Here is a 26,677-nt window from a genome sequence, read left to right on the forward strand (position 1 = left end):
CAATTCTATTGACCAATTGATTAATTGTTTGCGTTTACAAGCATAACGCTTTATAATCCTCAAGCTTTTTAAAGCGCCAATTTCATAACCAACTACTGGGTCGCCTGTAATTGGTTTTTTATTTAAATAACATAGAGAAATAAACATGTTTACATTAAAAGCAGAAGTTAGAAAAGAGCATGGTAAGGGTGCGAGCCGCCGCCTGCGTCACGCTGGTCAATTCCCAGCTATTATTTATGGTGGAACTGAACCTGCAATATCTGTTGTGCTTGATCACAACCATATTTTCAATATGCAAGAAAAACCAGAATTTTATTCTGAAGTGCTCACTATTGAAGTTGACGGTAAAGCGGTTAAAGCAAAAGTACAAGCTGTACAACGTCATCCATTCAAGCCTAAATTAGTTCATATGGACTTTGTGCGCGTTTAGATTCACGCATTGGTGTATCATCCAATAATGCTTCTAACAAAAGGTCACCCAGACGGTGACCTTTTTGTTTTTGTGTTAGATTAAATTAGGCAAATGCCTATTGTTATGATTTATAGCATTAACTGGGTGACACTGACAACTCAACATAATAGAATAAAACATATTGATATCATTTTAGTTAGGAGAAAACCATGTCTGATGTCCCAGTTTGCAATTTAGTCATTTTTGGCGCTAAAGGGGATTTGACAAGGCGTAAATTATTACCATCTTTATATCAATTAGAAAAGTATGGAAAACTGCCTGAAGAAACCAAAATATTAGGGGTTGGTCGTGCAGATTGGGATAAATCTGCTTACAGTGAAGTGGCTAAAGAAGCACTTACAACATTTATGTCAGAACCATTAGATGAAGATATTTGGCAACGATTTAGCCAACGTCTTAATTTTCATAAGTTAGATGTTAATGATATCGCTGGTTTCAACGATTTAAAAAATAAACTCGAGCAGAATCGTACAGCAATTTTTTATTTTGCAATGCATCCGGGGACTTTCGGTACAATTTGTAAAGGTTTAGCGCACGCTGGATTAAACCAAAAACACAATCGAATTGTAATGGAAAAACCCCTTGGTACGGATTTGCAATCATCTCGTGATATTAATGATTCTGTTGCACAATTTTTCGATGAATCGCAGGTTTATCGTATCGACCATTATTTAGGAAAAGAATCGGTTTTAAACCTTTTAGCTTTACGTTTTGCTAATCCGGTTTTTGCCTCTTTATGGAACCGTAATTCTATCGATCATGTCGAAATTACCGTTGCTGAACAAGTTGGCATTGAAGGTCGATGGGGTTACTTTGATAAAGCTGGTCAAATGCGTGATATGGTTCAAAATCATTTGTTACAAATTTTGACAATGATTGCGATGTCTCCACCGGCTAATTTGAAAGATGAAAGTTTGCGTAATGAAAAAATAGCGGTGCTCAATGCGCTAAGACCTATTGATAAGACAAACCTTCATGATAAAGTTGTTCGTGGTCAATATACATCAGGATTTGTTAATGGAATAAACGTACCAGGTTATCTAGAAGAAGATGGCGCTAATAAAGAAAGCAGCACAGAAACATTTGTTGCTATTCGAGTTGATATTGACAATTGGCGTTGGGCTGGTGTGCCTTTCTATTTACGTACAGGAAAACGCTTAGCGAGCAAATGTGCGGAAGTCGTGGTTTATTTTAAATCATTGCCTTTGAATATATTTAGTGAATCCTATCCTGCATTACCACAAAATAAATTAACCATTCGCTTGCAACCTGATGAAGGCTTGGACATTGAAATTCTGAACAAAGTACCGGGTTTAGATAGCACACATAATTTACAAACGACTAAACTTGATTTAAGCTTTAATGAGGCTTTTCAACAGCATAGTGCCGATGCTTATGAACGACTATTGCTTGAAGTAATGCGAGGTCGCCAAGCATTGTTTGTTCATCGTGATGAAGTAGAAGCGGCTTGGAAATGGGTAGACTCTATTATTAATGCTTGGAATTCGGAAAAAGAGCCGCCGAAAACTTACCAAGCTGGTACTTGGGGACCGGTTGCTTCTGTTGCTTTAATTACAAAAGATGGGCATTCTTGGCACGAATTTGAATAAAGGAACATCAATATGTTTACACTTAATAGATATGCAAATAGTCAGGTTTTAAATGAAGAACTTACTGCTCGTATAGTGAATAATCTTAAGCAGGCTATTGAACAAAAAGGCCATGCATCTATTGCGGTTTCGGGTGGTAAAACGCCAATTCCTTTATTTACTTTGCTCAGTCAACAAGACTTAGCATGGAATCGCGTTTATATCACTTTGGTTGATGATAGATGGGTCGATGATACGGATGATGCCAGTAATGAAAAATTAGTCATGACTTATTTATTACAAAATAAAGCAAAACTTGCAAATTTTGTTGGTTTAAAAAATAGTTGTGATAATCCGTTTGATGGTGCTGAAGTTACAGAACAGCTTTTAGATAAAGTACCGATGCCTTTTGATGTTTTGATTTTGGGAATGGGTGAAGATGGTCATACTGCCTCGCTGTTTCCGGGAGCTGATAATTTAAAATTGGGCTTGGATATGCACTCAAATCGAAAAGTGATTGGTATGACACCCTTAACGGCACCACTTGACCGTATCACTCTAACACTGCCTATCATATTAAGTAGTAAAAATATTTATTTACATTTAGTCGGTGAAAGTAAAATTAATGTGTTAGAACAAGCTGAACAAGGTACCGATTTTAACCAGATGCCAATAAGGGCAGTTATACAGCAAGACAACGTTAATGTGATAGGATTTTGGGCTCCTCGCTAATTAATTTTTGTTTGCCAACCAACAGGTTGGCAAATATCTATCTTTAATATTACTTTGATTTTAATGAAATTAATACACAACTAGTTGCTGTGAATTTAATTTTTTAATCAAAGTTGTTATCTGTTTATTGTCATCAATACTGTTTTACCTTTCTTAATATCTGCAATGTTTACATTTTATACATGTTAATAATCTTGGTTAGCAAAGATAAGTTTAGTTGAACATTGAAATAATCTTAAATTTTACAGAGTGATGTCCTTTTTTTATTTAACTTCATATAAAACTGATAGTTAATTTGCAACACGCTAATGAAAAAATCCAACTGCAATTATTAAAAAATTAATTAATTAAATATCTATTATTTTGTAAATTTTTGTGGTAAAAAGTGGGATAAAGTGGTAATAAAGTACAAATTATTTAATATTTTGATTTATAACAAATAAAAATTAGCAAAATTTTCATGAATAAGGTCGCTTGAATGTTTAGTGGTGCAATTTCAGTCAATATCGATAGTAAAGGGCGAATGGCTATCCCCACTCGCTATCGGGAATTATTGTCTGAAGGCATGGTATGCACAATTGGTTTATATCATCCTTGTCTTGCCCTTTATTCGATGACTGAGTGGAAAATGATTGAACAACAACTTTCGACTTTATCCTCTATTGTCGAAGCGGAACGAAGGATCAAACGCCTATTATTAGGTTATGCAACCGAGTGTTCAATGGATAATTCCGGTCGAATATTATTACCACAAACGTTACGTACCTACGCTAAGCTAGAAAAACTGACAATGTTTGTTGGACAATCCAATAAATTTGAAATCTGGGATGAAGGAATATGGTATCAACAAATTGGTGAGGACATTGCCGCTTTGCCAACCGATATGGAAAACTTATCCAGTAATTTGAAAAGTTTAACAATTTAACATGAGTAAAAATTGATGGATTATCAACATACTACAGTTTTATTGAACGAAGCGATAGACGCATTAAATATTAAAAAAGATGGCATCTATGTTGATGGAACCTTTGGACGAGGTGGACATTCACGTCTCATACTTGAACAACTTGGCGAACAAGGTAGATTAATCGCTATTGACCGTGATGAACGAGCTGAATTAGCAGCAAAAAAAATTGTTGACCCTAGATTTACTTTTATTCGAGGAGAATTTTCCAATGTATATCAATACATTGATAATTTAGGTCTATTAGGTCAGATAGATGGTTTTTTATTAGATTTGGGGGTATCTTCGCCACAACTGGATGACCCTGAACGGGGTTTTTCTTTTATGCGTGATGGCCCTCTCGATATGCGTATGAATATTCATCAGGGTTTGACCGCAAGTGAATGGTTACTTAAAAGTGATGAAGATGATATAGCTTGGGTGTTAAAAACTTTTGGCGAAGAAAAATTTGCGAAACGAATCGCAAAAGCAATTGTTGAACAGAATAAAGTTTCGCCTATAACCCGAACATTGGAATTGGCGAATATCATTGAAAAAGCGACACCAAGAAAAGATAAAAATAAACATCCTGCAACACGTAGCTTTCAGGCAATTCGTATCTATATTAATAGCGAATTAGAAGAAGTAGAACATGCGTTAAATAATAGTCTGTCAATTCTTGCTAATGAAGGAAGACTTGCTGTGATTAGCTTTCATTCTTTAGAAGATAGAATTGTGAAACAGTTTATAAATAAACAAAGTAAAGGTCCTGTTTTACCAGCGGGATTGCCACTAACAGAGCAACAAATAAAACAATATGGCAGCGCTAAATTAAAGTCACTTGGAAAAGTTAAACCAAGTCCTAATGAAATTGATCATAATCCACGTGCTCGAAGCGCAATACTGAGGATAGCAGAAAAGAAAAATGAACACTAACCCAAACAGTGAAAGTTATCAAGACAATATCTACGTTGAAGTAGATAGTCAAAGAAAACCGAATAAAAGCTTGTTTGGCTTAATTATTGGTGATTTATTTGGTCATCAAAAAATGTCCTTATTTCTATTGTTACTGATTGTCGTATCAGCTGGTGCAGTACTAATTACAACGCAACAAGTTCGCAAGCAGTTATTTGAACGTGAGCAACTTTTGTTAGAGCAAGATGTATTAGAAAGTGAATGGCGTAATTTAGTTATCGAAGAAAATGTACTTGCCGATCCAAAACGCGTAGAAGCTAAAGCTAAAAATCAACTAGGGATGTCTTACGTGACTCCTGAAAATGAAACCGTGATAGTGATAAAGAGTAAATAATGAAAATTCTCACTAAAAACAAGAAAGCGGTTAAAACTAATAAATTGAATAGTAAAAAGCAGTTTTTTGCACCCGGGCGATTTTATGTTGTCTACAGTTTAATTATTGCTGCCATTATTGCGCTTATTATTCAAATGGCAATTTTACAAATCATTCATCCTGATAAACTGATTGCTGAAGGTAATAAACGTTCTTTACGTCGTCAGGATATGGATGCGCCAAGGGCTATGATAACTGATCGTAACGGGCGAGCATTGGCCGTGAGTGTACCGATGTATGATGTTTGGGCTGATCCAAAATTAGTTATTCAAAAAGGTGGCGTGAATACGAATGATGCAAGATGGCAAGGATTAGCAAAAGCATTAAATATACCAATAGCCATACTGGAGCAAAAATTAAGTAATCCATCGATGCGATTTGTTTATTTATCCAGACAAGTTACGCCAACAATATCGGATTATTTGAAAAAGTTAAAGTTACCGGGAGTTGCATTTGCTAAGACCTCGAAGCGTTTTTACCCGGCAGCTGAAAGTATTGCCCAATTAATCGGTTTAACGGATACCGATGAAAACCGTAATGAGAAAGGCTCAGAAGGGATTGAAAAAAGTTATAACAAATGGTTAACCGGTGAATCGGGTCAACGAATAATAAGACGAGATAGATTTGGACGCGTCATTGAGGAATTAGAGCGCACTGAGAGTGAAAAGGCATCGGATTTAGTATTGAGTATTGATGAACGCTTACAGTCTTTGGTTTACAGCGAGCTTAGTCAGGCTGTTGAGTTTAACAAAGCTGACAGTGGTACTGCGGTCTTAGTTGATGTTCATACAGGGGAGATTTTAGCGATGGCAACAAGTCCATCGTATAACCCAAATAATCGATCATCAATTAATTATAATTCATTGCGAAATCGTGCGGTTACTGATGCATTTGAACCGGGTTCGACCGTAAAACCGCTGGTTGTAATGGCCGCTTTAGAAAAAAAGATTGCAGATCTTAATACGATAGTTGATACCAGACCTTTTTATGTCAATCGCTATGAAATCAAAGATGTGTCATATCAAAAATCCCTGAATTTGGCAGGAATTTTAGAAAAATCAAGTAATGTTGGTGTCAGTAAACTCGCATTACAAATGCAACCCGCCGAACTAGTTGAATATTATAGTCGTTTCGGGTTGGGACAACCCACATCACTGGGTTTAGGCGGTGAAGTCAGTGGTTCAATTGCAGCAGATAGAGCACGAAAATGGGCGGATATTGAACGAGCTACCTTTTCTTTTGGTTATGGTTTAAGTGTCACGCCATTACAATTAGCAAGAGCGTATGCAACTATCGGGAATTATGGGATTTATCGACCTGTTTCGATATTAAAAGTCACTGAACCAGTGCAAGGTGAACGAGTTGTACCCGAAAAAATTGCTAAAACGGTTGTCCAATTAATGGAAGCTGTTGCTGTCACTGGTGGTGGTACAAAAGCTTCTGTACCAGGCTATAGTGTTGCTGTTAAAACTGGTACGGCAAAAAAATTATCTGGTGGGCGCTATGTTAATCAATATTTAGCCTATACAGCAGGCATTGCGCCAGCAACAGCACCAAAATATTCTCTGGTTGTTGTGATTGATAATCCTAAAGCGGGTCAGTATTACGGTGGCTCTGTATCAGCACCTGTTTTCAGCCGAATTATGGGGGGAGTTTTAAGAACGATGAATGTCAAACCAGATCGCCAAGTTGATGGCCAAATGATTATTTATTGATAGGTGGTATTAATGGCTACATGCACATTTAAAACTTTATTTAGTTTATTAGGTGGAAACAAAGATCAAGCGATCAAAGATTTTTCGCTCAATCATATATGTATTGATAGCCGTATGGTCAATAAAAATGATGTGTTTGTCGCTATCAAGGGAAATGTCGTTGATGGTAAATCATTCATTCCTCAAGCTTTAGAAGCTGGGGCGGTGACTATATTAATTGAAACAAATAGAAAATCTGATGATTTACGTATCAATTATATCAAGCATGGAAAAAGAAATATTCCTCAGGTTAAAGTTTTTCAACTATCTAAAAAACTTTCTAGCATTGCCGATCATTTTTATCATTCACCTTCTAAAAAATTATCTGTTATTGGTGTGACAGGTACTAATGGTAAAACGACAGTCACTCAGCTTATTGCCCAATGCGTTAATCTGTTAAATCAGAAAGTTGCACTTTTAGGAACGATTGGAAATGGGATCTATAATCATCTTCAACCGTCAAACAATACAACGGCTTCATCCGTTGAAATTCAAACATATTTAGCCGATTTTGTTAAAAAACATGTCAAAGTGGTTTCCATGGAAATTTCTTCGCATGGTTTAGTGATGAATCGTGTCAAAGGTGTTACGTTTGCTGCAACAGTTTTTACTAATTTAAGTCGAGATCATCTTGATTATCACAAAACAATGGGTAAATACGCTAAGTCAAAATGGTCGTTATTTACGCCTAATAATAAAGAAAGACAAGTCGAAAGTGCAGGCAAAGCAATTATTAATTATGATGATAATTATGGGAAACGTTGGATTGAAAAGCTTTCTCAGGTAACAGCCGTATCGTGTCAACCCAAATCGTTAAGTAAATTAAAAAACTTAAATATACCTTATGTTGGTGTGTCGATGATTGAATATCATGATAAGGGTGCCAAAATTCATATGCATTCTAGTTGGGGCGATACCATTATACACAGTCGTTTACTGGGTGAGTTTAATGTCTCAAATTTATTATTATGTGTAGCGACGCTATTAACGCTTGATTTCCCATTTTTCGCTGTTGTGAATATGGCTTCATTTCTCAAACCTATTTGTGGGCGAATGGAGGTTTTACATGCCAATAATAGCCCGACATTTATTGTGGATTATGCTCACACGCCAGATGCTTTACAAAAAGCACTCCAAGCAAGTCGTATTCACTGTAAGGGTGCATTATGGGTTATTTTTGGTTGCGGTGGTGATAGAGATGTAGGCAAAAGACCTTTAATGGGAGAAATCGCTGCGCAATATGCTGACAAAATTATTTTGACGAATGATAACCCACGAACAGAAGATGAAACAAAAATTATTGATGATATTCAGAAAGGTATCATCAATAATTCAAATGTTCAGATTATTACTGACAGAGTACAAGCAATCAAAAAAGCACTCGCAGAAGCTAAACCAAATGATGTGATATTAATTGCGGGTAAAGGTCATGAAGATTACCAAATCGTGGGTCACACGAAACATCACTATTCAGACCAAGAAACAGTGAAACAGCTTTTAGGGGTAGAGAATCAATCATGATTCCATTAAATATTAAGCAAATCAGAACAATTGTAGACGGTGAATTATTAAATATTCATGACGGTAATTTTACGATTGATGTTATTAGTACTGATACACGTAAAATTACAAAACAATCGCTTTTTATTGCACTTGTTGGTGAGAATTTTGATGGTCATCATTTTGCCGAACAAGCAATTAAAGATGGTGCCGTTGCCGTAATCGTAAATCACCCAATTGAGGATAATTCTATTCCACAAATAGTGGTTAAAGACACACGTCAAGCGTTGGGGCAAATTGCCGGTTTTATTCGTCAACAAAGTTCCGCTAAAATTGTTGCCTTGACCGGCTCATCGGGTAAAACGTCAGTTAAAGAAATGACGGCAGCCATTCTACAAAATTGTGGAACAACGCTTTATACTCAAGGTAATTACAATAATGACATTGGCGTACCATTAACACTATTGAGATTAACAAAAGATGATCAATTTGCTGTGATAGAACTAGGTGCTAATCATATTGGTGAAATTGCTTATACAACTCAGTTAGTTCATCCACAAACAGCATTAATTAATAATATTGCAGAAGCGCATATTGAAGGTTTTGGTTCACTTGAAGGTGTCGCTACCGCAAAAGGTGAAATTTTTGAAGGATTGACTAAAGATGGTATTGCTATCATCAATTTAGATAGCTGTTCAGATAAATGGTTTGAGCAATTAACAGATAAAACTGTTTGGACTTTTTCATTAGAGAATCCATTAGCCAATTTCTATGCAAGTCATATTAAAATGGCAGATGTGACCACATTTAAATTACATACACCGTTTGGTGAATGCGAAATCCAATTACCATTAATAGGGTTACACAATGTTTCAAATGCAATTGCAGCTTCAGCTTTAGCGATTTCTGTCGGAGCAAGCTTAGATCGCATTCAACAAGGATTATCAACATTAAAGCCAGTTAAAGGAAGGCTTTTCCCGATTAAATTAAACCAAAATCAATTAATTTTGGATGACACTTATAACGCCAATGTGGGTTCAATGTCTGCTGCAATTAATGTTCTGGCAAAACAATCGGGCTATAAAGTTTTCGTCGTTGGCGATATGGGTGAATTAGGGCAAGACGCTCAAAAATATCATCAACAAATTGGCACATTAGCTAAACAACAAAAACTTGATTGTGTTGTCAGTGTCGGTAAATTTAGCCAATTCATTAGCCAAGCAAGTGAAGTCGGTCATCATTTTTATAATAAACAAGATGCAGTAGATTACCTTATAACGTTATTGCGTCAGTATCCAACCTTAACCATGCTAGTTAAAGGTTCTCGCAGTGCTAAAATGGAAGACGTTATAGAACTAATTAAACAACAAAAAATAAATTAGGATTAAAATTATGTTGGTTTGGATATCAGAATATTTAGTGAAATATTTTACCTTTTTTAATGTATTTTCTTATTTAACCGTAAGAGCTATTTTGGGTCTATTAACCTCGCTAACGATATCGTTAATAATGGGGCAAAAAGTCATTGATTGGTTACAAAAATTACAAATTGGACAAGTAATACGTAATGATGGACCGGAATCCCATTTAAGCAAAAAAGGAACGCCAACAATGGGCGGGACGCTAATCGTTGCGTCGATTTCGTTATCAGTATTTCTTTGGGCAGATTTACGTAATCCTTATGTTTGGGTGGCGTTATTTGTCCTGATTGGTTATGCCATTATTGGCTTTACTGATGACTACTTAAAAGTTATTCGAAAAAACACGGCAGGTCTTATCGCTAGATGGAAATATTTTTGGCAATCTGTTATTGCATTTATTGTTGCCTTTGGCCTTTATGTATATGGAAAAGATAGCGCAGTAACCGTGTTGGTTGTCCCTTTTTTTAAAGATGTCATGCCTCAGTTGGGATTAGTATTTATTTTACTCACTTATGTTGTGATTGTTGGGTCAGGTAATGCTGTTAATTTAACGGATGGACTTGATGGACTTGCAATTATGCCAACGGTATTTGTGGCAGCGGGCTTAGCGCTGGTATCGTGGGCGACAGGGAATACAATTATTGCAGAATATTTGCATATACCTTATATCAAATTTAGTGGTGAATTAATGATTGTCTGTACTGCTATCATTGGTGCAGGGCTTGGTTTTTTATGGTTTAACACTTATCCCGCTATGGTATTTATGGGTGATGTCGGTTCATTGGCTTTAGGTGGAGTACTTGGAATTATCGCCGTACTTTTACGCCAAGAATTTTTATTACTCATTATGGGGGGAATATTTGTTATTGAAACCCTATCTGTCATTTTACAAGTAGGTTCATTTAAATTGCGTGGCAAACGAATTTTTAGAATGGCTCCAATTCATCATCATTATGAATTAAAAGGGTGGCCAGAACCTCGAGTTATTGTACGTTTTTGGATTATTTCGTTAATGCTCGTCTTAATTGGTTTATTAACCTTGAAATTACGTTAATTAAATTAAATCAGGATTGAATCATGATTCGCTATCAGGGTAAAAATGTTGTTATCATTGGGTTAGGTGTCACAGGGCTTTCTTGTGTTGACTATTTTCTTGCGCAAAATGTTATTCCTAAAGTAATTGATACTCGTTTATTACCTTCAGGATTAGAACAACTGGATCAACGAGTTGCCTATCATTTAGGCGATTTAAATGTCGATTGGCTATTCGATGCTGATTTAATAATTGTTAGCCCTGGTATCGCTTTATCAACCCCTGAACTCAAACAAGCTGCCGATAAAGGTATCGAAATCATTGGCGATATAGAGCTTTTTTGTCGTGAAGTTAATCAACTACCTAATAAAAAGATTGTGGCAATCACAGGCGCTAATGGCAAAACGACGGTGACGACATTAGTTGGTGAAATTGTTAAGTCTACAGGTATCAAAGTGGGTGTCGGTGGCAATATAGGTCAACCTGCACTATCTTTACTGGCTCAAGATTGCGATGTGTACGTACTTGAGCTGTCTAGTTTTCAGCTTGAAACCACGCACAGTTTGCATGCAACGGTTGCAACGATTTTGAATATCTCAGAAGATCATATGGATAGGTATCCTTTAGGACTCAAACAATATGTAGAGGCTAAACAACAAATTTATGTGAATGCAAAATACTGTGTAGTAAATCATGATGATAAACTAACTTTTCCAAAAGAAAAAGATAGTCATAATGTGTTATTTGGCTTACATTCAGGCGATTATCATCTGGATGATGATTATGCACATTTGATTGCGCAGGAAAAGCCCGTTTTATCGACTAACACAATGAAACTAACGGGAAGCCACAATTATCTCAATGCGTTAGCAGCATTAGCTATTGCAGATAAATTATCAATATCACGACAATCTAGTTTAGCAACAATAGCCAACTTTCATGGTTTACCTCATCGTTTTGAATTAGTTTTGGAACAAAATGGGGTCAAATGGATTAATGATTCTAAAGCAACCAATGTAGGTAGTACGGAAGCTGCTTTAAAAAGTGTCGTATGTCATGGAAAATTATTTTTATTGCTTGGTGGTGATGGAAAATCAGCTGATTTTTCCCCATTAATTCCATATCTAAAAAATAGTCATCTTGAGATTTTTTGTTTTGGTCGGGATCGTGAGTTATTAGCAAAATTAGCACCCAAAATCACAACAATGACTGCGACATTAGCTGAGGCTATGCAAATAATCGCTCAAAAAGTAGAGGCTAACGATATTGTTTTACTCTCACCAGCTTGTGCAAGTTTAGACCAATTTAAAAACTATATAGAGCGAGGAAATCAATTTGCACTTTTGGCTAAACAATATGCGCAAAGGAGTGAAAAATGATTTCGTTGGCTATAAAAAAGCAAGTTAATCCTCACGTCCCTTTTGATAATCAATTGCTTTGGACGGTATTTGGATTGATGATATTCGGATTAGTTATGGTGACATCAGCATCAATGTCATCGAATGATAGTAATCCTTTTTTCTATACTCAGCGTGAACTCATACAGCTGGGTATTTCACTTGTTTTAATGTGTATAACGTTATCGATCCCAATGAAACGTTGGCAGCAATTTGGAACAGTATTACTCATTATGACAATTATCATGCTTGTTGCTGTTTTAGGCGTGGGGTCTTCCATTAATGGCGCAGCAAGATGGATTCCGCTAGGCGTTTTTAACTTTCAACCGGCCGAGCTTGCTAAATTGGCTTTATTTGTATTTTTAGCAAGTTATTTGACTCGAAAGTCAGATGAAGTACAAAATGGATTTTGGGGCTTTTTCAAGCCAATGGTCGTTATGGCTGTGCTTTCCATTTTGCTATTACTTCAACCCGATCTAGGCACAGTGATTGTATTATTTATTGTTACTATCGGAATTCTATTTATCGCTGGTGCAAAGTTGTGGCAATTTATCGCTATTTTATCGACAGGTGTTGCAGCGGTTGTCAGTTTAATATTATTTGAATCATACCGTTTAAAACGGTTATTAACATTTCTTAATCCTTGGGAAGATGCTAATGGTGTAGGTTACCAGTTAGTGAATTCATTAATAGCAATTGGTAATGGAGGATTTGCTGGGCAAGGAATGGGTAACTCGATTCTGAAATTAGGTTATTTACCTGAACGCCATACCGATTTTATTTTCGCTATTATTTCGGAAGAATTTGGTTATCTTGGCGTCATTTTCCTGCTGACATTACTTTTTTCTCTGGCTTTTAAGGGATTGGCGATTGGGTATCGAGCATTAAATGAAGGATTACAATTTTCTGGCTATTTAGCTTGCCAAATCGGTATTTGGTTTGGTTTTCAAACCTTTGTTAATGTGGGGGTAACATCTGGAATGTTACCTACTAAGGGATTAACGTTACCTTTCATTAGCTATGGTGGATCGAGTTTAATTGTAATGAGTGTGGCTGTGGCGATCCTACTTAGAATCGATTTTGAATTTAGACAACAACAAGCCCAAGCAAGAATAAGGTCAATAAAGTAATGAAAAAATTATTAGTTATGGCAGGTGGTACAGGTGGACATGTTTTTCCAGGTATTGCCGTTGCGCATTATTTAATGAAACAAGGCTGGCAAGTCAGATGGCTTGGCACAGCAGATCGAATGGAAGCGCATTTAGTCCCTGAAAATGGCATCGAGATTGATTTTATAGAAATATCAGGTCTACGCGGTAAAGGAATTGCTGCAATGCTAAAAGCACCTTATAAAATCTTAAAAGCGGTTCTACAAGCCAGAAAAATCTTAAAAACTTATCAACCGGATGTTGTACTTGGTATGGGAGGGTATGTGTCTGGGCCGGGTGGCATTGCAGCGAAGACATTAGGAATTCCTGTCGTATTACATGAGCAAAATGGTGTAGCAGGGTTAACTAATAAGTGGCTTGCAAAAATTGCAACTAAAGTTTTACAAGCATTTCCGACAGCTTTTCCAAAAGCTGAAGTAGTAGGAAATCCTGTTCGTGACGATTTATTAACTATTGCTGAACCTAACGAACGTTTTGAAAATCGTCAAGAACCAATTAGAGTTTTAGTAATGGGCGGAAGTCAAGGGGCAAAAGTACTCAATGATGTTGTTCCTCAGGTAATGACAAAATTATCCGATAAATTTGTTGTTTGGCATCAAACAGGAAAAGGCATGCTAGAACCTGTTATGCGAGCCTATCAAGATTGTGATATGACAAAAAATAAAGTGACTGAATTTATTACTGATGTAGCAGAAGCCTATCGTTGGGCGGATATTGTGATTTGTCGCAGTGGGGCATTAACGGTAAGTGAAATCGAAGTTGTCGGCATTGGTGCGATTTTTGTCCCTTTTATGCATAAAGATCGCCAACAATTTTGGAATGCTAAATCGCTTTCAGATATTGATGCTGCAAAGATTATTGAACAACCTGACTTTAATAGCGAATCATTGATGAGTGTGTTAAGAAATTTAAATAGAGATAAATTAATCGAAATGGCGGTTAAGGCGAAAAGTCTATCTATTACAAATTCTACCGAAAGAGTGGCGGATACGATAAAATCAGTGATAAAATAATTAGTTTTTGATATAACTTTATGTAATAATCGTGTCAAGATGTTGCAGGTTAGATCAATGTTTAGATAATAATAGCTTTAAATGCATAATTAGAATTTTACAAAATTAAAAAAGCTCAATAAAAAATAAACAAAATACTCAACTACAGAATATTTAGGAGTTAGATTGTGAATACAAAGGAATTAGCAGAATTAAGAGCAATTATTCCTCAAATGAAACGTGTCAAACATATCCATTTTGTGGGTATTGGTGGCGCAGGTATGGGAGGAATTGCTGAAGTTCTTGCTAATGAAGGTTACGAAATTAGTGGCTCAGATATTGCAGAAAATGCTGTTACTGAGCATCTAAAAAAATTAGGTGCGAAAATTGTGATTGGTCATGCAGCTGAAAATGTGATTAATTCAAGCGTTGTCGTAATCTCTTCCGCAATTTCACAAGATAATATTGAAGTTGTAGCAGCGCGGGAAGCTCGTATTCCTGTTATTCAGCGGGCTGAAATGTTAGCCGAGCTTATGCGTTTCCGATATGGTATCGCTATTGCGGGTACACATGGTAAAACAACGACAACCGCCATGGTCACCGCTATTTATGCCGAAGCGAAACTTGATCCAACGTTCGTTAATGGCGGTTTAGTTAAAGCGGCAGGCACGCATGCTAAATTAGGTAGTAGCCGTTATTTTATTGCTGAAGCAGATGAAAGTGATGCTTCATTTTTACACTTACAACCTATGGTTTCTATTGTTACCAATATTGAACCAGACCATATGGACACCTATCAGGGTAGTGTGGAAAATCTTAAACAAACATTCATCTCTTTTTTGCGTAATTTACCTTTTTATGGTCTAGCGGTGATGTGTTATGACGATCCAATTAATCGTGAATTATTACCGATTGTTGGACGTAAAATTATTACTTACGGTTTTAGTGAAGAAGCGGATGTGGTAATTAAAAATTATCGCCAAGAACGAGGCGTCAGTTACTACACTGTGTGTCGTCCAGATCGTAATGATTTAGAAATCGAATTAAATGCACCCGGTAAACATAATGCTTTAAATTCAGCGGCCGCAATTATTGCAGCGACTGAAGATGGCATAGATGATCAATCGATCATTAATGCATTGGCAAAATTTGCTGGTACAAGTCGGCGTTTTGATTTACTAGGCGTTTTTCCGCATACTAATGGTAAAGACATTATGATGGTTGATGACTATGGTCATCATCCAAGTGAAGTTAATGCAACGATACAAGCGGCTAAAAATGGTTGGCCGGATCGTCGTTTAGTTATGCTATTCCAACCTCATCGATATACACGTACTCGTGATTTATTTGATGATTTTGCTCAAGTGCTATCTCAGGTTGATGCGCTTGTAATGTTAGACGTCTATTCTGCTGGTGAGCAACCGATTGCCGGAGCAGATAGTCGTTCTTTGTGCCGTTCAATTCGTAATCGGGGCAAAGTGGATCCGATTTATGTTTCAGATTTAGATCTCTTACCTGAAATGATGAAAGAAATTTTAAAAGGTGGAGATCTGTTATTAACTCAAGGCGCGGGTAGTGTAGGTCGTATTGCACGTCAGTTAGCCGATGCTCAAATTTTTTCAGGAGAAGGTCTATAATGATTGATAAAGTTGCGGTATTGTATGGTGGAACATCTGCAGAGCGGGAAGTATCGCTTAAATCAGGTCAAGCTGTACTAGCAGGATTATTGGCTAGTGGAGTTGATGCCCATCTTATAGATACTAAAGATCAACCAATTACCAACTTAAAAGAAGATGGCTTTACTAAAGCATTTGTCATTCTTCATGGTCGTGGTGGTGAAGATGGTATTGTTCAAGCAATTTTGACTTATCAAAATATTCCTTATACCGGTAGTGATGTTTTATCGTCTGCACTAACTATGGACAAGTTAAAAACTAAATTAGTTTGGAAAGCGCTAGGTTTACCAGTTGCTGATTATGTTATGGTAGAAAAGAGCTGCTCAATTGATACTGATGCCATTGTGCAAAAGCTTGGGCTTCCTCTATTTGTAAAACCAAGTCATGAAGGTTCAAGTGTAGGAATGACGCGAGTTAATCATGCTAATGAGCTTAAGACAGCTCTCGAACATGCTTTTAAATATGATAATTCTGTTATGGTTGAATCATTTTTATCTGGCCCAGAATTTACCGTTGCTATTGTTGGAGAAGACGTTTTACCGTCAATTCATATCAAACCGGCGACAAAGTTTTATGATTACGATGCAAAATATTTGTCAGATTCTACGCAGTATTTTTGCCCAAGTGGATTATCTGATGAAAAAGAGCAAGAGATCCGTAAGTTAGCACTTGATGCTTATAAAGCGGTTGGCTGCCGAGGTTGGGGACGAGTTGATATTATGTTTGATGCTAATCAAATCCCTTATTTGTTAGAAGTTAATACCGCACCAGGAATGACAGATCATAGTTTAGTTCCCATGGCTGCAAAACAACATGGCTGGTCATTTAAAGAGCTTGTTAGTCGAATCTTGAATTCAGCAACAATATAACTGGCCTTATTTTATGAAACAAATTCGGCAAGCCGCTCATAGAAGGGAAAACCTAAAAACTAGGCGCTTGCTTATTTTTAGTAGCAAAGAGCAGTTGATTGGCTTTTTGTTTCTACTAACAATTATTGTTATTAGCGTTTGGGTCATTCAAAGTGTTAAAAATTGGATGGATGATCCAGAGCAGATGGTATTGTCACAATTAAATTTTAGTGGCGAATACACTTATACGACCGAAGATGACCTTAGACAAGCGATTCTGGGATTAGGGTTACCTAATACTTATATTGGTCAAGATGTAAATGATATACAACAAGAAATATTAAGATTTCCATGGGTAAAGCAGGTTAGTGTACGTAAGCAATGGCCAGATAAATTAATTGTTTATGTCGAAGAGTACAAACCGGTCTTTTATTGGAATGATTTATTTTTACTAGATAAAAATGGAAATGTATTTAGTGTGCCGCTAGATCGTATTGGCGAGTTAAAATTACCCAGACTTTATGGTCCGGAAGGTAAAGCAAAACCAGTATTAGAAACGTATTATAAATTAGATGATCTTTCAAAAAAATTAGCTAGTAATCAATTAGCTTTGCATATTCAATCTGCGATAGCTGATGAGCGAAATGCTTGGCAGCTAATGGTGAAACAGTGTATAGCCGATTTTTGTGAAGAAAATCATGAAATAAAATTGATGTTAGGTAACGATCATATCGAACAACGTTATCAACGATTTATCAAATTATTTCCTGAAATTCAATCAAGAATACCAGCTGATGAAAGAATAACGGTCGCTGATTTACGTTATGAGAATGGCATTTCAGTACAAAGAGAAAAAATGGCTCAGTAGGGAATAATTTAAGGCTGAAATATGAAAGCAACAGAAAAAAAATTGGTGGTTGGACTAGAAGTAGGTACATCAAAAGTACTCGCTCTTGTTGGCGAAGTTCTTCCCGATGGTATTGTCAATATCATCGGCGTTGGACATTGCCCATCAAAGGGGGTTGATAAAGGTGGTGTAAACGATCTTGAGTCTGTAGTTAAATCAATCCAACGTGCAATTGATCAAGCTGAATTGATGGCTGATTGCCAGATTTCCTCTGTTTATTTAAGTCTTTCTGGCAAACACATACGTTGTCAAAATGAGATAGGCATGGTGCCAATTGCCGATGAAGAAGTGACTGCCGAAGATGTTGAGAATGTTGTTCATACTGCCAAATCAGTAAGAATACTAGATGAACACAGAATATTACATGTAATTGCGCAAGAATATTCCATTGACTTGCAAGAAGGAATTAAAAATCCAATAGGATTATCTGGCGTTCGGATGAAAGCGAAAGTGCATTTAGTCACTTGTCATAATGATATGGCAAGGAATATAGTAAAAGCAGTTGAACGTTGTGGATTGAAAGTTGATCAGCTTATTTTTTCGGGGTTAGCATCAAGCTATGCAGTATTAACTGATGATGAAAAAGAGTTAGGGGTTTGTGTCATTGATATCGGGGGTGGAACGATGGATGTGACAGTTTACACAGGCGGAGCATTACGTCATTCAGTTGTCATCCCCTATGCAGGAAATGTCGTGACGAGCGATATCGCTTATGCATTTGGTGCTCCTCCAATGGATGCTGAAAATATCAAAATTCGTTATGGATGTGCTGTTGGTTCATTAATTGGTAAAGATGAAGTTATTGATGTGCCAAGTGTCGGTGGTCGACCATCTCGTTCTTTACAACGTCAAACACTGGCTGATGTCATTGAACCTCGCTATTCAGAATTATTATCGTTAGTACAAAAAGAATTATTATCACTACAAGATGAATTAAAAAAACAAAATGTAAAATATCAATTAGCTGCAGGTATAGTATTAACTGGTGGTGCAGCACAAATAAAAGGAATGGTGGAGTGTGCTGAAAAAGTTTTTCAAAATCAAGTTCGTGTAGGACAACCGTTAAATATTTCAGGATTAACTGATTATGTACAAAAGCCTTATTGTTCAACGACAGTAGGATTATTACATTACGGGAAACAAAGTTTATTAAGTGATGATGGCAAAGATAATCATAAGTCATCATTAAAAGGGATAGCTAAACGATTGACCGGTTGGTTTAAAAAAGAATTTTAGCTAATATATTTCAAGAACTTCGTGGACATTGTTGGCGGTTATATGTACAATGTCCTTAGATCGTATATTTGGAGATAAGTTATGTTTGAGCCTATGGTTGCAGATGATGAACCAGCAGCAGTCATTAAAGTTATTGGTGTCGGTGGTGGCGGTGGTAATGCTGTCGAACATATGATTGCTGAGCATATTGAAGGTGTTGAATTTTTTGCGGCAAATACTGATGCGCAAGCATTGAAAAGAATTAAGGTAGGTCAAACTATCCAAATCGGCACGAATGTGACTAAAGGTCTTGGTGCAGGTGCTAATCCGGAAGTGGGTAGAAACTCTGCCGAGGAAGATCGTGAGGTCATCCGCAGTGCAATTGAAGGTGCTGATATGGTGTTTATTGCCGCTGGTATGGGCGGTGGCACAGGTACGGGCGCTGCTCCAGTTGTTGCCGAAATTGCTAAAGAATTGGGTATTTTGACGGTTGCTGTTGTGACTAAACCATTTGGATTTGAAGGTAAAAAGCGTATGGCTTTTGCTGAACAAGGCATCGCTGAGTTAGCAAAACACGTCGATTCACTTATTACTATACCAAATGATAAATTGTTAAAAGTTTTAGGTCGTGGTGTTAAACTATTAGATGCATTTGCCGCAGCAAATGGCGTATTAAAAGGTGCTGTGCAAGGTATCGCAGAATTAATCACCAAACCAGGACATATCAATGTTGACTTTGCTGACGTTAGAACAGTGATGTCAGAGATGGGATATGCTATGATGGGTTCTGGACGTGCAAGTGGCGATAATCGAGCTGAAGAGGCGGCTGAAATGGCTATTTCAAGTCCACTACTTGAAGACATCGACTTATCTGGTGCGCGTGGTGTATTAGTTAATGTAACCGCTGGTTTAGATCTTGGTTTGGAAGAGTTTGAAACAGTGGGTAGCACGGTAAGAGCTTTTGCTTCTGATAATGCAACAGTAGTTGTTGGTACAACTTTCGATCCAGATATGTCAGATGAAATTCGTGTTACTGTGGTTGCAACGGGTATTGGTATGGATAAACGTCCTGAAGCGAAAATAACCAAACCAATTCAACAAAACTCATTGTTTAGCCAAAATAACAATTTGGGTCAACAAGAAGAGAAATTAGCTAAAGTAGTGAATGAACAAGCAATTTCTCCGCTTGAAGAAAATAAGATTTTAGATATTCCTGCTTTTATTCGTAAACAAGCGAATTAAAAGTGAACTTATTTGATTTTTTATTGTCATAGTTCAATAGAAACAAATAAAAAAACAGTAGGTGCTAATGAAACAAAGAACATTAAAAAAGACAATTCAAGCAACTGGTGTCGGTTTACATACTGGCAAAAAAGTTACTTTGACGTTGCGTCCTGCTCCTGAAAATACGGGTGTTATATATCGTCGAACTGATTTGAATCCTTATGTTGATTTTCCTGTGGATGCTAAATCGGTTCGCGATACAATGCTTTGTACCTGTCTGGTTAATGAAGATAATGTGCGTATTTCGACGGTTGAGCACATCAATTCAGCATTAGCAGGACTGGGTATTGATAATATTATTATTGAGGTTAATGCACCAGAAATTCCTATTATGGATGGTAGCGCAAGCCCGTTTGTCTATTTGCTGCTTGATGCTGGCATTGTTGAACAAAATGCGCTTAAAAAGTTTTTACGCATCAAAGAGACGGTACGTGTTGAAAATGGGGATAAATGGGCTGAAGTGAGACCATATAGTGGATTCAGATTGGATTTTACAATCGATTTTCATCACCCAGCAATTGATAATAGTTCTCAACGTTATCAGTTGGATTTTTCATCTGAATCTTTCATTCGTCAGATTAGCCGTGCAAGAACATTTGGTTTTATGCGAGATATCGAAGCATTACAATCTAAAGGTTTGTGCTTAGGTGGTAGTTTAGATTGTGCCATTGTGGTGGATGATTATAAAGTTCTCAATGAAGATGGTTTACGATTTGAGGATGAGTTTGTTCGCCATAAAATGCTAGATACTATCGGCGATCTGTATATGACTGGTCACAACATGATAGGTGAAGTGATTTGTTACAAATCAGGACACGCATTAAATAATCAATTATTACAAGCGTTGTTAGCTAAACAAAGTGCATGGGAATATGTTACATTTGCTGATGATCAAACTGTTCCGCTCGCATTGGGTACAAAACAGCTTGTTTTAGCTTAACAATTTGTTTTAAAAATGAATTTAAACGCTTCCATTTTTTAATGGGAGCGTTTTTGTTTTTATAACTCATGAGATGATGATATGAATAAAAGCCATTTTTTTGCTCATCTTTCACGATTAAAATTAATTAATCGTTGGCCGTTAATGCGCAATGTCAGAACAGAAAATGTATCTGAGCATAGTCTTCAAGTTGCTTTTGTTGCACATGCGTTAGCAATCATCAAAAACAAACATTTTGATGGAAAAGTTAATCCTGAAAGAATCGCTTTATTAGCTATGTATCATGATGCATCTGAAGTGATTACTGGAGACCTTCCTACACCGACTAAATACTATAATCCTCAAATTACAACAGAATACAAAAAGATTGAAAAAATTGCCCAAAACAAGCTAATTAATATGTTACCGCAAGAGTTACAAGATGATTTTAGAACGCTCATTGATGATGACTTTTATGATGAAACAGAAAAAAACATTGTCAAACAGGCTGATGCGTTATGTGCTTATCTTAAGACGATTGAAGAGCTCAGTGCTGGCAATAATGAGTTTAGATTGGCTGAGCAGCGTTTGAAAAAGACATTGTCTGAACGTGGAAGTCCTGAAATGAATTATTTTTTAGAAATATTTGTGCCAAGTTTTAGTTTATCGTTGGATGAAATCACGTTAGATAAATAATAAATGTTAAAGCCTAATTGCGGTTAACTACAATTAGGTAACTTATATGTTATTTAATTTCATTTTCATGAGACATATTTATAAATTATCAGGTCATTACAATTATGATACTTCTCGATAAAGGACTGCTAATGGCAGTGATATTTTAAAGCATGTTCCTTTTTTCTTACCAAGATTGAATAACTGAATATTACCGCCAAGTTCATTAACACAAGATAAAACCAAATATAATCCCATACCACGATTATCTCCTTTGGTTGAATAGCCTTTTTGAAAGATATGCTTTACCTCTTTTTCAGAAATACCTATCCCGTTATCCATGATTTCGATGTAAAAATAGCCGTTTTGGACAGTAAAATTTATCTCTATTTTTTTATCAGCTAAACTATGAACGGCATCTAAACTATTATCGATTAAATTGCCAAGAATAGTGATTATATTATGAATGACTAAGTGATTAGAAATAGGGGCAAGCATTCCATTGATGTTAAAAGTTAACGATACCCCTAATTCTTTTATTCGACTCAATTTACTATTGAGAAAGCCAGCAATAATGGGGTCTTTAATGTACTGACTAATCTCATCTAATTTTGGTTGTTTATTGCCAATAATACCTTCTAGATAATTGACTAATTCTTTTTTATTATCTTGATAGGCTAGCCCATAAATTACATGCAATTTATTACTAAATTCATGTGATTGAGAACGTAATGTGTCGGCATCACGATTAATGCCTTTTAATTTCTCTGCTAACTGGCGTATTTCAGTTATATCACGAAAAGAAGCAATGGCTCCAACTAATTTATTTTTTACATATAATGGAATACGATTAATCAAAATTACCACACCATCAATATTTTGCTCACAATCATATTCAGCAATCCCCTTGTTCATAACTTCATTTAAACGTGTATTAGGAATCAGGGTGCTAATGGGCTTGCCGATAATGTTTTCCTTACTCTTATCCATATGTAATATTCTAACTGCTTCATCATTAATTTGTGAAATTAATCCATTTCGGTTAATCACCACTATGCCTTCTTTGACGGTTCTAATAATGGCATTACGTTCTTCAAAAAGTTGAGCCATTTGGGTAGGTTTAAATCCATACAATCGTTTCGAAATATGACGCGATAACAAACAAGCTAAAATAACAGCTAACGTAAAGGATACAAATAATGATAACCCGATAGGTTGGCTTGACTTTGAAGCCAGATAATTAATTTTTTGGCGTGTTTGTCCAACTAAAACCATACCAATTTGTTGACGTTTATCATTGAATATCGGACTCATTGCGCTAATTGAATCGTCAAATGTTCTTGTTGATGAGGATTGATAGGGCGCTTCTTGTAACGTTTTTTGTTCATTGCCACCTACTCTAGGTTCTCTTATTTTATTTATATCGGGATGCGAATACCGTACACCTTGCATATTAAAAATGACAATAAAATCGACTAAAGAAAGTTGGCGAACTTGTTCGGTATAATGTTGGATTGCTTGTAAATTGTCTGACGTGGGATTACTGACTTGATCAATGAGATTATGATTAGTTGATACTAATTCGGCAATATTTTTAAATCGTTGAGAAGACAGATAAAAATACTCTTTGTTTATCACATAGATAATATAAATATATTGAACAACAACTGAAAATATAAATACAGCGCAAATCAAACTGATAAGCTTAGTTTTAAGCGTTAATTGATTAATCATAGATTTCATATTTTATTCTTCAGCAATAAAGTTGATGGTTCAACAATATGAATGCAGATGAGATAAAAATTATTAATTAAATACGCTATTTACAGACTCCATACTCTATCGATTTAATTAATGATTTTTTGGCTATGGGTTGTATTGTTGACTTATTCATCAATACGTTAGTAAACTTGGATTCAAATGCATTCGGTAAAATAGATTCAGAAGCAAGGTTATCATCAGTATTGGATCTGAAATAAAACCTTTTCCATGGCTAAAGTGATATATTGAGGCTGATTATCTAAAGCATGATGAAATTTACACTGCAGTTTTGTACTTAATGCTAATGCTTTTTCTTCAAAGATTGTCATAACGTATTCCTTATATTTGATAATAGTGTTAAGTGCTAAAATCAGAAGAGTAAATAAGTAAATAGCTAATTTTTATTAAAGACATCAGTGATAAATGTACGTTTTTATCATTAAAAGGCAGTTTACGAATGATACTGAATATCAAGAACGATTGAAAGATATTATTTAATATAAAACTAAGGTGATACATTTTACCACCATAGTTTTATGTTGCGAACTTTAATACAATCAAGTTTGAAATTTTAGAAATCTATCTTAGCACTTGCTGTAAAATAATGACTATTCTTTTTACTTTGACCAAAGTATTGATAATCAAGATTTAAATTTATCAAATGATATTGATAAGCGATTCCAGCTCCTAAATTATATTGATTTTTCGTTCTGTTTGATGAATAGCTATGCATTTTAGATAATCCATTAATGCCATTAAGGGTAATATCACTATCAAATTTATTGCGACTAAAATTAAATGTATAGCCAGTTTGACCCGTTAAAGTTAATTGACTATCCTTATTTTTGAAGAAAGAATAAGTTGCAGTCAAATCAAGCGGCATCAATAGAGCAGAATTTGTCGCTTGACCATATTTGACTAAGTTGATCTTATCATAGCTAACATTGTGAGCACTGTTTTCGGTATAAATATAAGTTAAGCCAATACTTGGAATCATTGCAAATTCTTCGGTATTTTGCCAATGATAGCCAATAGCACCACCAAAATTCCATGTTTTGTTATTGAATTTTTCCTTGATAGTATTAAAACTATCGTGAGTTTTTAAATCATTTTTTCCGAAAGAATAGCCTGCGAACGTAGACCCAAGCATATTATTAGGAAATTTATAACTGCTGTATAACTGAATTTGATATTGATGGATATCAGAATCATTTGATGAAGCCGCTTTATCCTTATATTTTCCAGTGGAATAACCAATGGCACTACCCACTAAAAGATTATCGATAACTTCTTTATCAAACCCGAGCATAAAGCCATTAGAGGTGTATTTATATCCAGAAATGCCCTGATTATTATCGGTATTTTCATAATGGTGAGTCAGGTTAACCCATAAATTATTTTCTTCACCTTGGTTTAGATGAAATTGGTGAACTCGTTTATCTAAAATGGCTTTGGTATCATTCAGTGAATTCATCGCGATTTCAGTTAAATGTAAACCATGATTATTATTATAAAGCCCAGCGATATTTTGATTAAAAAATAGTGTCGTTCCTTTTGATTCAATGGCTAAATTACCACGTGCCATATTGCTGAGTATTTGCCAATTTAATTCCCCAGCTTTGGTATTAGTTTTACTTATCATTTCATTATTATTTGTGTTATACATTGATTCATAAGCGACTTTTACCAAATTATCGGTCAATCGTTTTGCGACATTTTTTGAAGAAATACCTGATTGTTGATAATAACGTGAGATTTGGCGTTTAGCTGCATTTTGTGCATTTTTTACATCATCGAAATTGGTGACATTGCTCGCATTGACAAATACAAGTTCATTTCCCGATTGCTTAAAGTTCAAGTCCCCATAAATATTTTGAACAAGTGGTTTTAGTTGACCGTCTTGAATAGAGTGTATAGTTAATTTATTATTTGCGGCTAAAACTGTCGCATTTACATCGGTTGTCGTATATTTCAATCCATTTTTGATAAAGTCATCTGTTACTGAAAATTTGGCATTAGATGAAAGATTGATGTTATCACCGCGTATTACATTGACCTGTTTGGTATCAGAAATACCAAAGCTAACGATACCATCAATATTGAGTTGAGATGTTTTATTGGTTTGATCGCTAATTGACAGTGAACCCTTAGAGGATTCGATTGTCGCATTTTTACCAACATTTACTTGTCCATTTGGTGCGAGTTTTATAAAACCATTACCTCGGCTTGCACTCAAGATTCCTTGATCTACAACATCGAAATTACCACCACGACTGACATCAACCGTTCCCTCTCGCATGACAATCATTTTGCCTGTTTTACCTATTAAAACAGAAGAACGATTAGAATCCTTGTTTGTCGTTTCTAATACTGTTTTTGCACCAATGATTTCAATGTCTCCGCCCGTTAAATTAAAGGTACGGGTGGTCAGTCTTGCAGGGGCAGAGGCAGTGCCAGCTAGATGATTATCGCCACTACGAATATTCGTATCACCGTCAACAATAACCGTTGTTTTTCCTGTAGAATTTGGGCCGGCGCGCATTACGTTACCGGCTAAAATCATCAAACCACCTCGTTGTTTATCTGCACCTAACTCAACATTAATATCACCCGAAACATGAACGTTAATATCGTGCTCTATAGGATCAAAAGGAAAATCACTGTGTAATCCTAAATATTGGGTAAAGAATTTGGTATCAAATTTACCAATCCACGTGTCATTATAGATTTGAAAATTGCCTTTGATGAACATGTTAATGTCACCTTGTGCATTTGAGGCGGATTCGGTAGCTGTTTTGCCACTAAAACCCAAATGGAAAGATGCATCATCTTTAATCGTTAAACCATTTTCTGCAATAATATTCACTGGTGTAGTGCTGCTATTTGTTAAAAAATAACGTTCATCGATTTGGTTGAAAGGTAAAATTATGTCTGTAGTCACATCATGATTGTAAGCTTGTACACAATTGGCGCTAAAAGCACTGATTACTAATAAAGATATTGATTTCAATTTCATTGTTTTTTTAAGTTAATTTAATACTT

Annotated in this window: 23 protein-coding genes; 20 read left to right on the top strand and 3 right to left on the bottom strand. The window is 35.9% G+C overall.

Translation table 11 applies throughout. The features are described from left to right. Positions 1–145: 145 nt before the first annotated feature. The 20 genes from rplY (at position 146) to yfbR (ending at position 21,895) form a co-directional block, all read left to right on the top strand. Complete coding sequence (gene rplY / locus J3U35_RS11170; RefSeq protein WP_065558900.1) at positions 146–430, top strand: 50S ribosomal protein L25; 285 nt, start codon at positions 146–148, stop codon at positions 428–430. A gap of 191 nt (positions 431–621) precedes the next feature. Beyond that, on the top strand, positions 622–2,082 hold the full coding sequence (gene zwf / locus J3U35_RS11175; protein WP_267361429.1) for a glucose-6-phosphate dehydrogenase: 1,461 nt from the start codon (positions 622–624) through the stop codon (positions 2,080–2,082). 12 nt (positions 2,083–2,094) lie between these two features. Further along, positions 2,095–2,793 carry a 6-phosphogluconolactonase gene (pgl, locus tag J3U35_RS11180; protein WP_267352348.1) on the top strand — a complete coding sequence of 233 codons (699 nt, stop codon included), beginning with the start codon at positions 2,095–2,097 and terminating at the stop codon, positions 2,791–2,793. 478 nt (positions 2,794–3,271) lie between these two features. Then, positions 3,272–3,718, top strand: a complete 447-nt coding sequence (mraZ, locus tag J3U35_RS11185; protein WP_065558897.1) for a division/cell wall cluster transcriptional repressor MraZ — start codon at positions 3,272–3,274, stop codon at positions 3,716–3,718. Positions 3,719–3,733: 15 nt separating this feature from the next. Next, the gene (gene rsmH, locus J3U35_RS11190; protein ID WP_267361431.1) at positions 3,734–4,672 is read left to right on the top strand and encodes a 16S rRNA (cytosine(1402)-N(4))-methyltransferase RsmH; all 939 of its coding nucleotides are present in this window, start codon (positions 3,734–3,736) and stop codon (positions 4,670–4,672) included. Next, entirely contained in the window at positions 4,662–5,045 is a 384-nt protein-coding gene (gene ftsL / locus J3U35_RS11195) for a cell division protein FtsL (protein ID WP_267352346.1), read from the top strand. Before rsmH ends, ftsL begins: the two co-directional genes overlap by 11 nt. Next, positions 5,045–6,799, top strand: coding sequence for a peptidoglycan glycosyltransferase FtsI (ftsI, locus tag J3U35_RS11200; protein ID WP_267361433.1), 1,755 nt, complete (start codon positions 5,045–5,047; stop codon positions 6,797–6,799). Before ftsL ends, ftsI begins: the two co-directional genes overlap by 1 nt. 12 nt (positions 6,800–6,811) lie before the next feature. Further along, positions 6,812–8,359, top strand: coding sequence for a UDP-N-acetylmuramoyl-L-alanyl-D-glutamate--2,6-diaminopimelate ligase (gene murE, locus J3U35_RS11205; protein WP_267352344.1), 1,548 nt, complete (start codon positions 6,812–6,814; stop codon positions 8,357–8,359). Beyond that, a complete protein-coding gene (murF, locus tag J3U35_RS11210; RefSeq protein ID WP_267361435.1) occupies positions 8,356–9,720 on the top strand; it encodes a UDP-N-acetylmuramoyl-tripeptide--D-alanyl-D-alanine ligase in 1,365 nt (454 codons plus the stop codon). Before murE ends, murF begins: the two co-directional genes overlap by 4 nt. Positions 9,721–9,730: 10 nt before the next feature. Continuing rightward, positions 9,731–10,813: a phospho-N-acetylmuramoyl-pentapeptide-transferase gene (gene mraY, locus J3U35_RS11215; protein ID WP_267361437.1), complete on the top strand. Its 1,083-nt coding sequence runs from the start codon at positions 9,731–9,733 to the stop codon at positions 10,811–10,813. Between the two features lie 23 nt (positions 10,814–10,836). Continuing rightward, on the top strand, positions 10,837–12,171 hold the full coding sequence (gene murD / locus J3U35_RS11220) for a UDP-N-acetylmuramoyl-L-alanine--D-glutamate ligase (RefSeq protein WP_267361439.1): 1,335 nt from the start codon (positions 10,837–10,839) through the stop codon (positions 12,169–12,171). Continuing rightward, a complete protein-coding gene (ftsW, locus tag J3U35_RS11225; protein WP_267361441.1) occupies positions 12,168–13,319 on the top strand; it encodes a cell division protein FtsW in 1,152 nt (383 codons plus the stop codon). Before murD ends, ftsW begins: the two co-directional genes overlap by 4 nt. After that, complete coding sequence (gene murG / locus J3U35_RS11230; RefSeq protein ID WP_267352339.1) at positions 13,319–14,371, top strand: undecaprenyldiphospho-muramoylpentapeptide beta-N-acetylglucosaminyltransferase; 1,053 nt, start codon at positions 13,319–13,321, stop codon at positions 14,369–14,371. Before ftsW ends, murG begins: the two co-directional genes overlap by 1 nt. 167 nt (positions 14,372–14,538) lie before the next feature. Further along, entirely contained in the window at positions 14,539–15,987 is a 1,449-nt protein-coding gene (gene murC / locus J3U35_RS11235) for a UDP-N-acetylmuramate--L-alanine ligase (protein ID WP_416380704.1), read from the top strand. After that, on the top strand, positions 15,987–16,895 hold the full coding sequence (locus J3U35_RS11240) for a D-alanine--D-alanine ligase (protein ID WP_267361443.1): 909 nt from the start codon (positions 15,987–15,989) through the stop codon (positions 16,893–16,895). Before murC ends, J3U35_RS11240 begins: the two co-directional genes overlap by 1 nt. A gap of 13 nt (positions 16,896–16,908) precedes the next feature. Then, a complete protein-coding gene (locus tag J3U35_RS11245; protein WP_267361445.1) occupies positions 16,909–17,742 on the top strand; it encodes an FtsQ-type POTRA domain-containing protein in 834 nt (277 codons plus the stop codon). A gap of 21 nt (positions 17,743–17,763) precedes the next feature. Continuing rightward, the gene (gene ftsA, locus J3U35_RS11250; protein WP_065558886.1) at positions 17,764–19,017 is read left to right on the top strand and encodes a cell division protein FtsA; all 1,254 of its coding nucleotides are present in this window, start codon (positions 17,764–17,766) and stop codon (positions 19,015–19,017) included. A gap of 81 nt (positions 19,018–19,098) precedes the next feature. Next, positions 19,099–20,238, top strand: coding sequence for a cell division protein FtsZ (ftsZ, locus tag J3U35_RS11255; RefSeq protein WP_065558885.1), 1,140 nt, complete (start codon positions 19,099–19,101; stop codon positions 20,236–20,238). A gap of 67 nt (positions 20,239–20,305) precedes the next feature. Beyond that, the gene (lpxC, locus tag J3U35_RS11260; RefSeq protein WP_267361447.1) at positions 20,306–21,220 is read left to right on the top strand and encodes a UDP-3-O-acyl-N-acetylglucosamine deacetylase; all 915 of its coding nucleotides are present in this window, start codon (positions 20,306–20,308) and stop codon (positions 21,218–21,220) included. 81 nt (positions 21,221–21,301) lie between these two features. After that, complete coding sequence (gene yfbR / locus J3U35_RS11265) at positions 21,302–21,895, top strand: 5'-deoxynucleotidase (protein WP_267352336.1); 594 nt, start codon at positions 21,302–21,304, stop codon at positions 21,893–21,895. A gap of 102 nt (positions 21,896–21,997) precedes the next feature. Here yfbR and J3U35_RS11270 read toward each other — a convergent pair whose 3' ends face one another. The 3 genes from J3U35_RS11270 to J3U35_RS11280 form a co-directional block, all read right to left on the bottom strand. Beyond that, positions 21,998–23,617 (bottom strand): ATP-binding protein, encoded by a 1,620-nt coding sequence (locus J3U35_RS11270; protein WP_267361449.1) that lies wholly within the window; start codon positions 23,615–23,617, stop codon positions 21,998–22,000. Between the two features lie 215 nt (positions 23,618–23,832). Continuing rightward, positions 23,833–23,964: a hypothetical protein gene (locus J3U35_RS11275; protein ID WP_267352334.1), complete on the bottom strand. Its 132-nt coding sequence runs from the start codon at positions 23,962–23,964 to the stop codon at positions 23,833–23,835. Positions 23,965–24,206: 242 nt separating this feature from the next. Continuing rightward, positions 24,207–26,651, bottom strand: a complete 2,445-nt coding sequence (locus J3U35_RS11280) for an autotransporter outer membrane beta-barrel domain-containing protein (RefSeq protein ID WP_267361451.1) — start codon at positions 26,649–26,651, stop codon at positions 24,207–24,209. Positions 26,652–26,677: the final 26 nt, after the last annotated feature.

This window comes from Gilliamella sp. B2717 (assembly GCF_026536675.1).
Lineage (GTDB): Bacteria > Pseudomonadota > Gammaproteobacteria > Enterobacterales > Orbaceae > Gilliamella > Gilliamella apicola_I.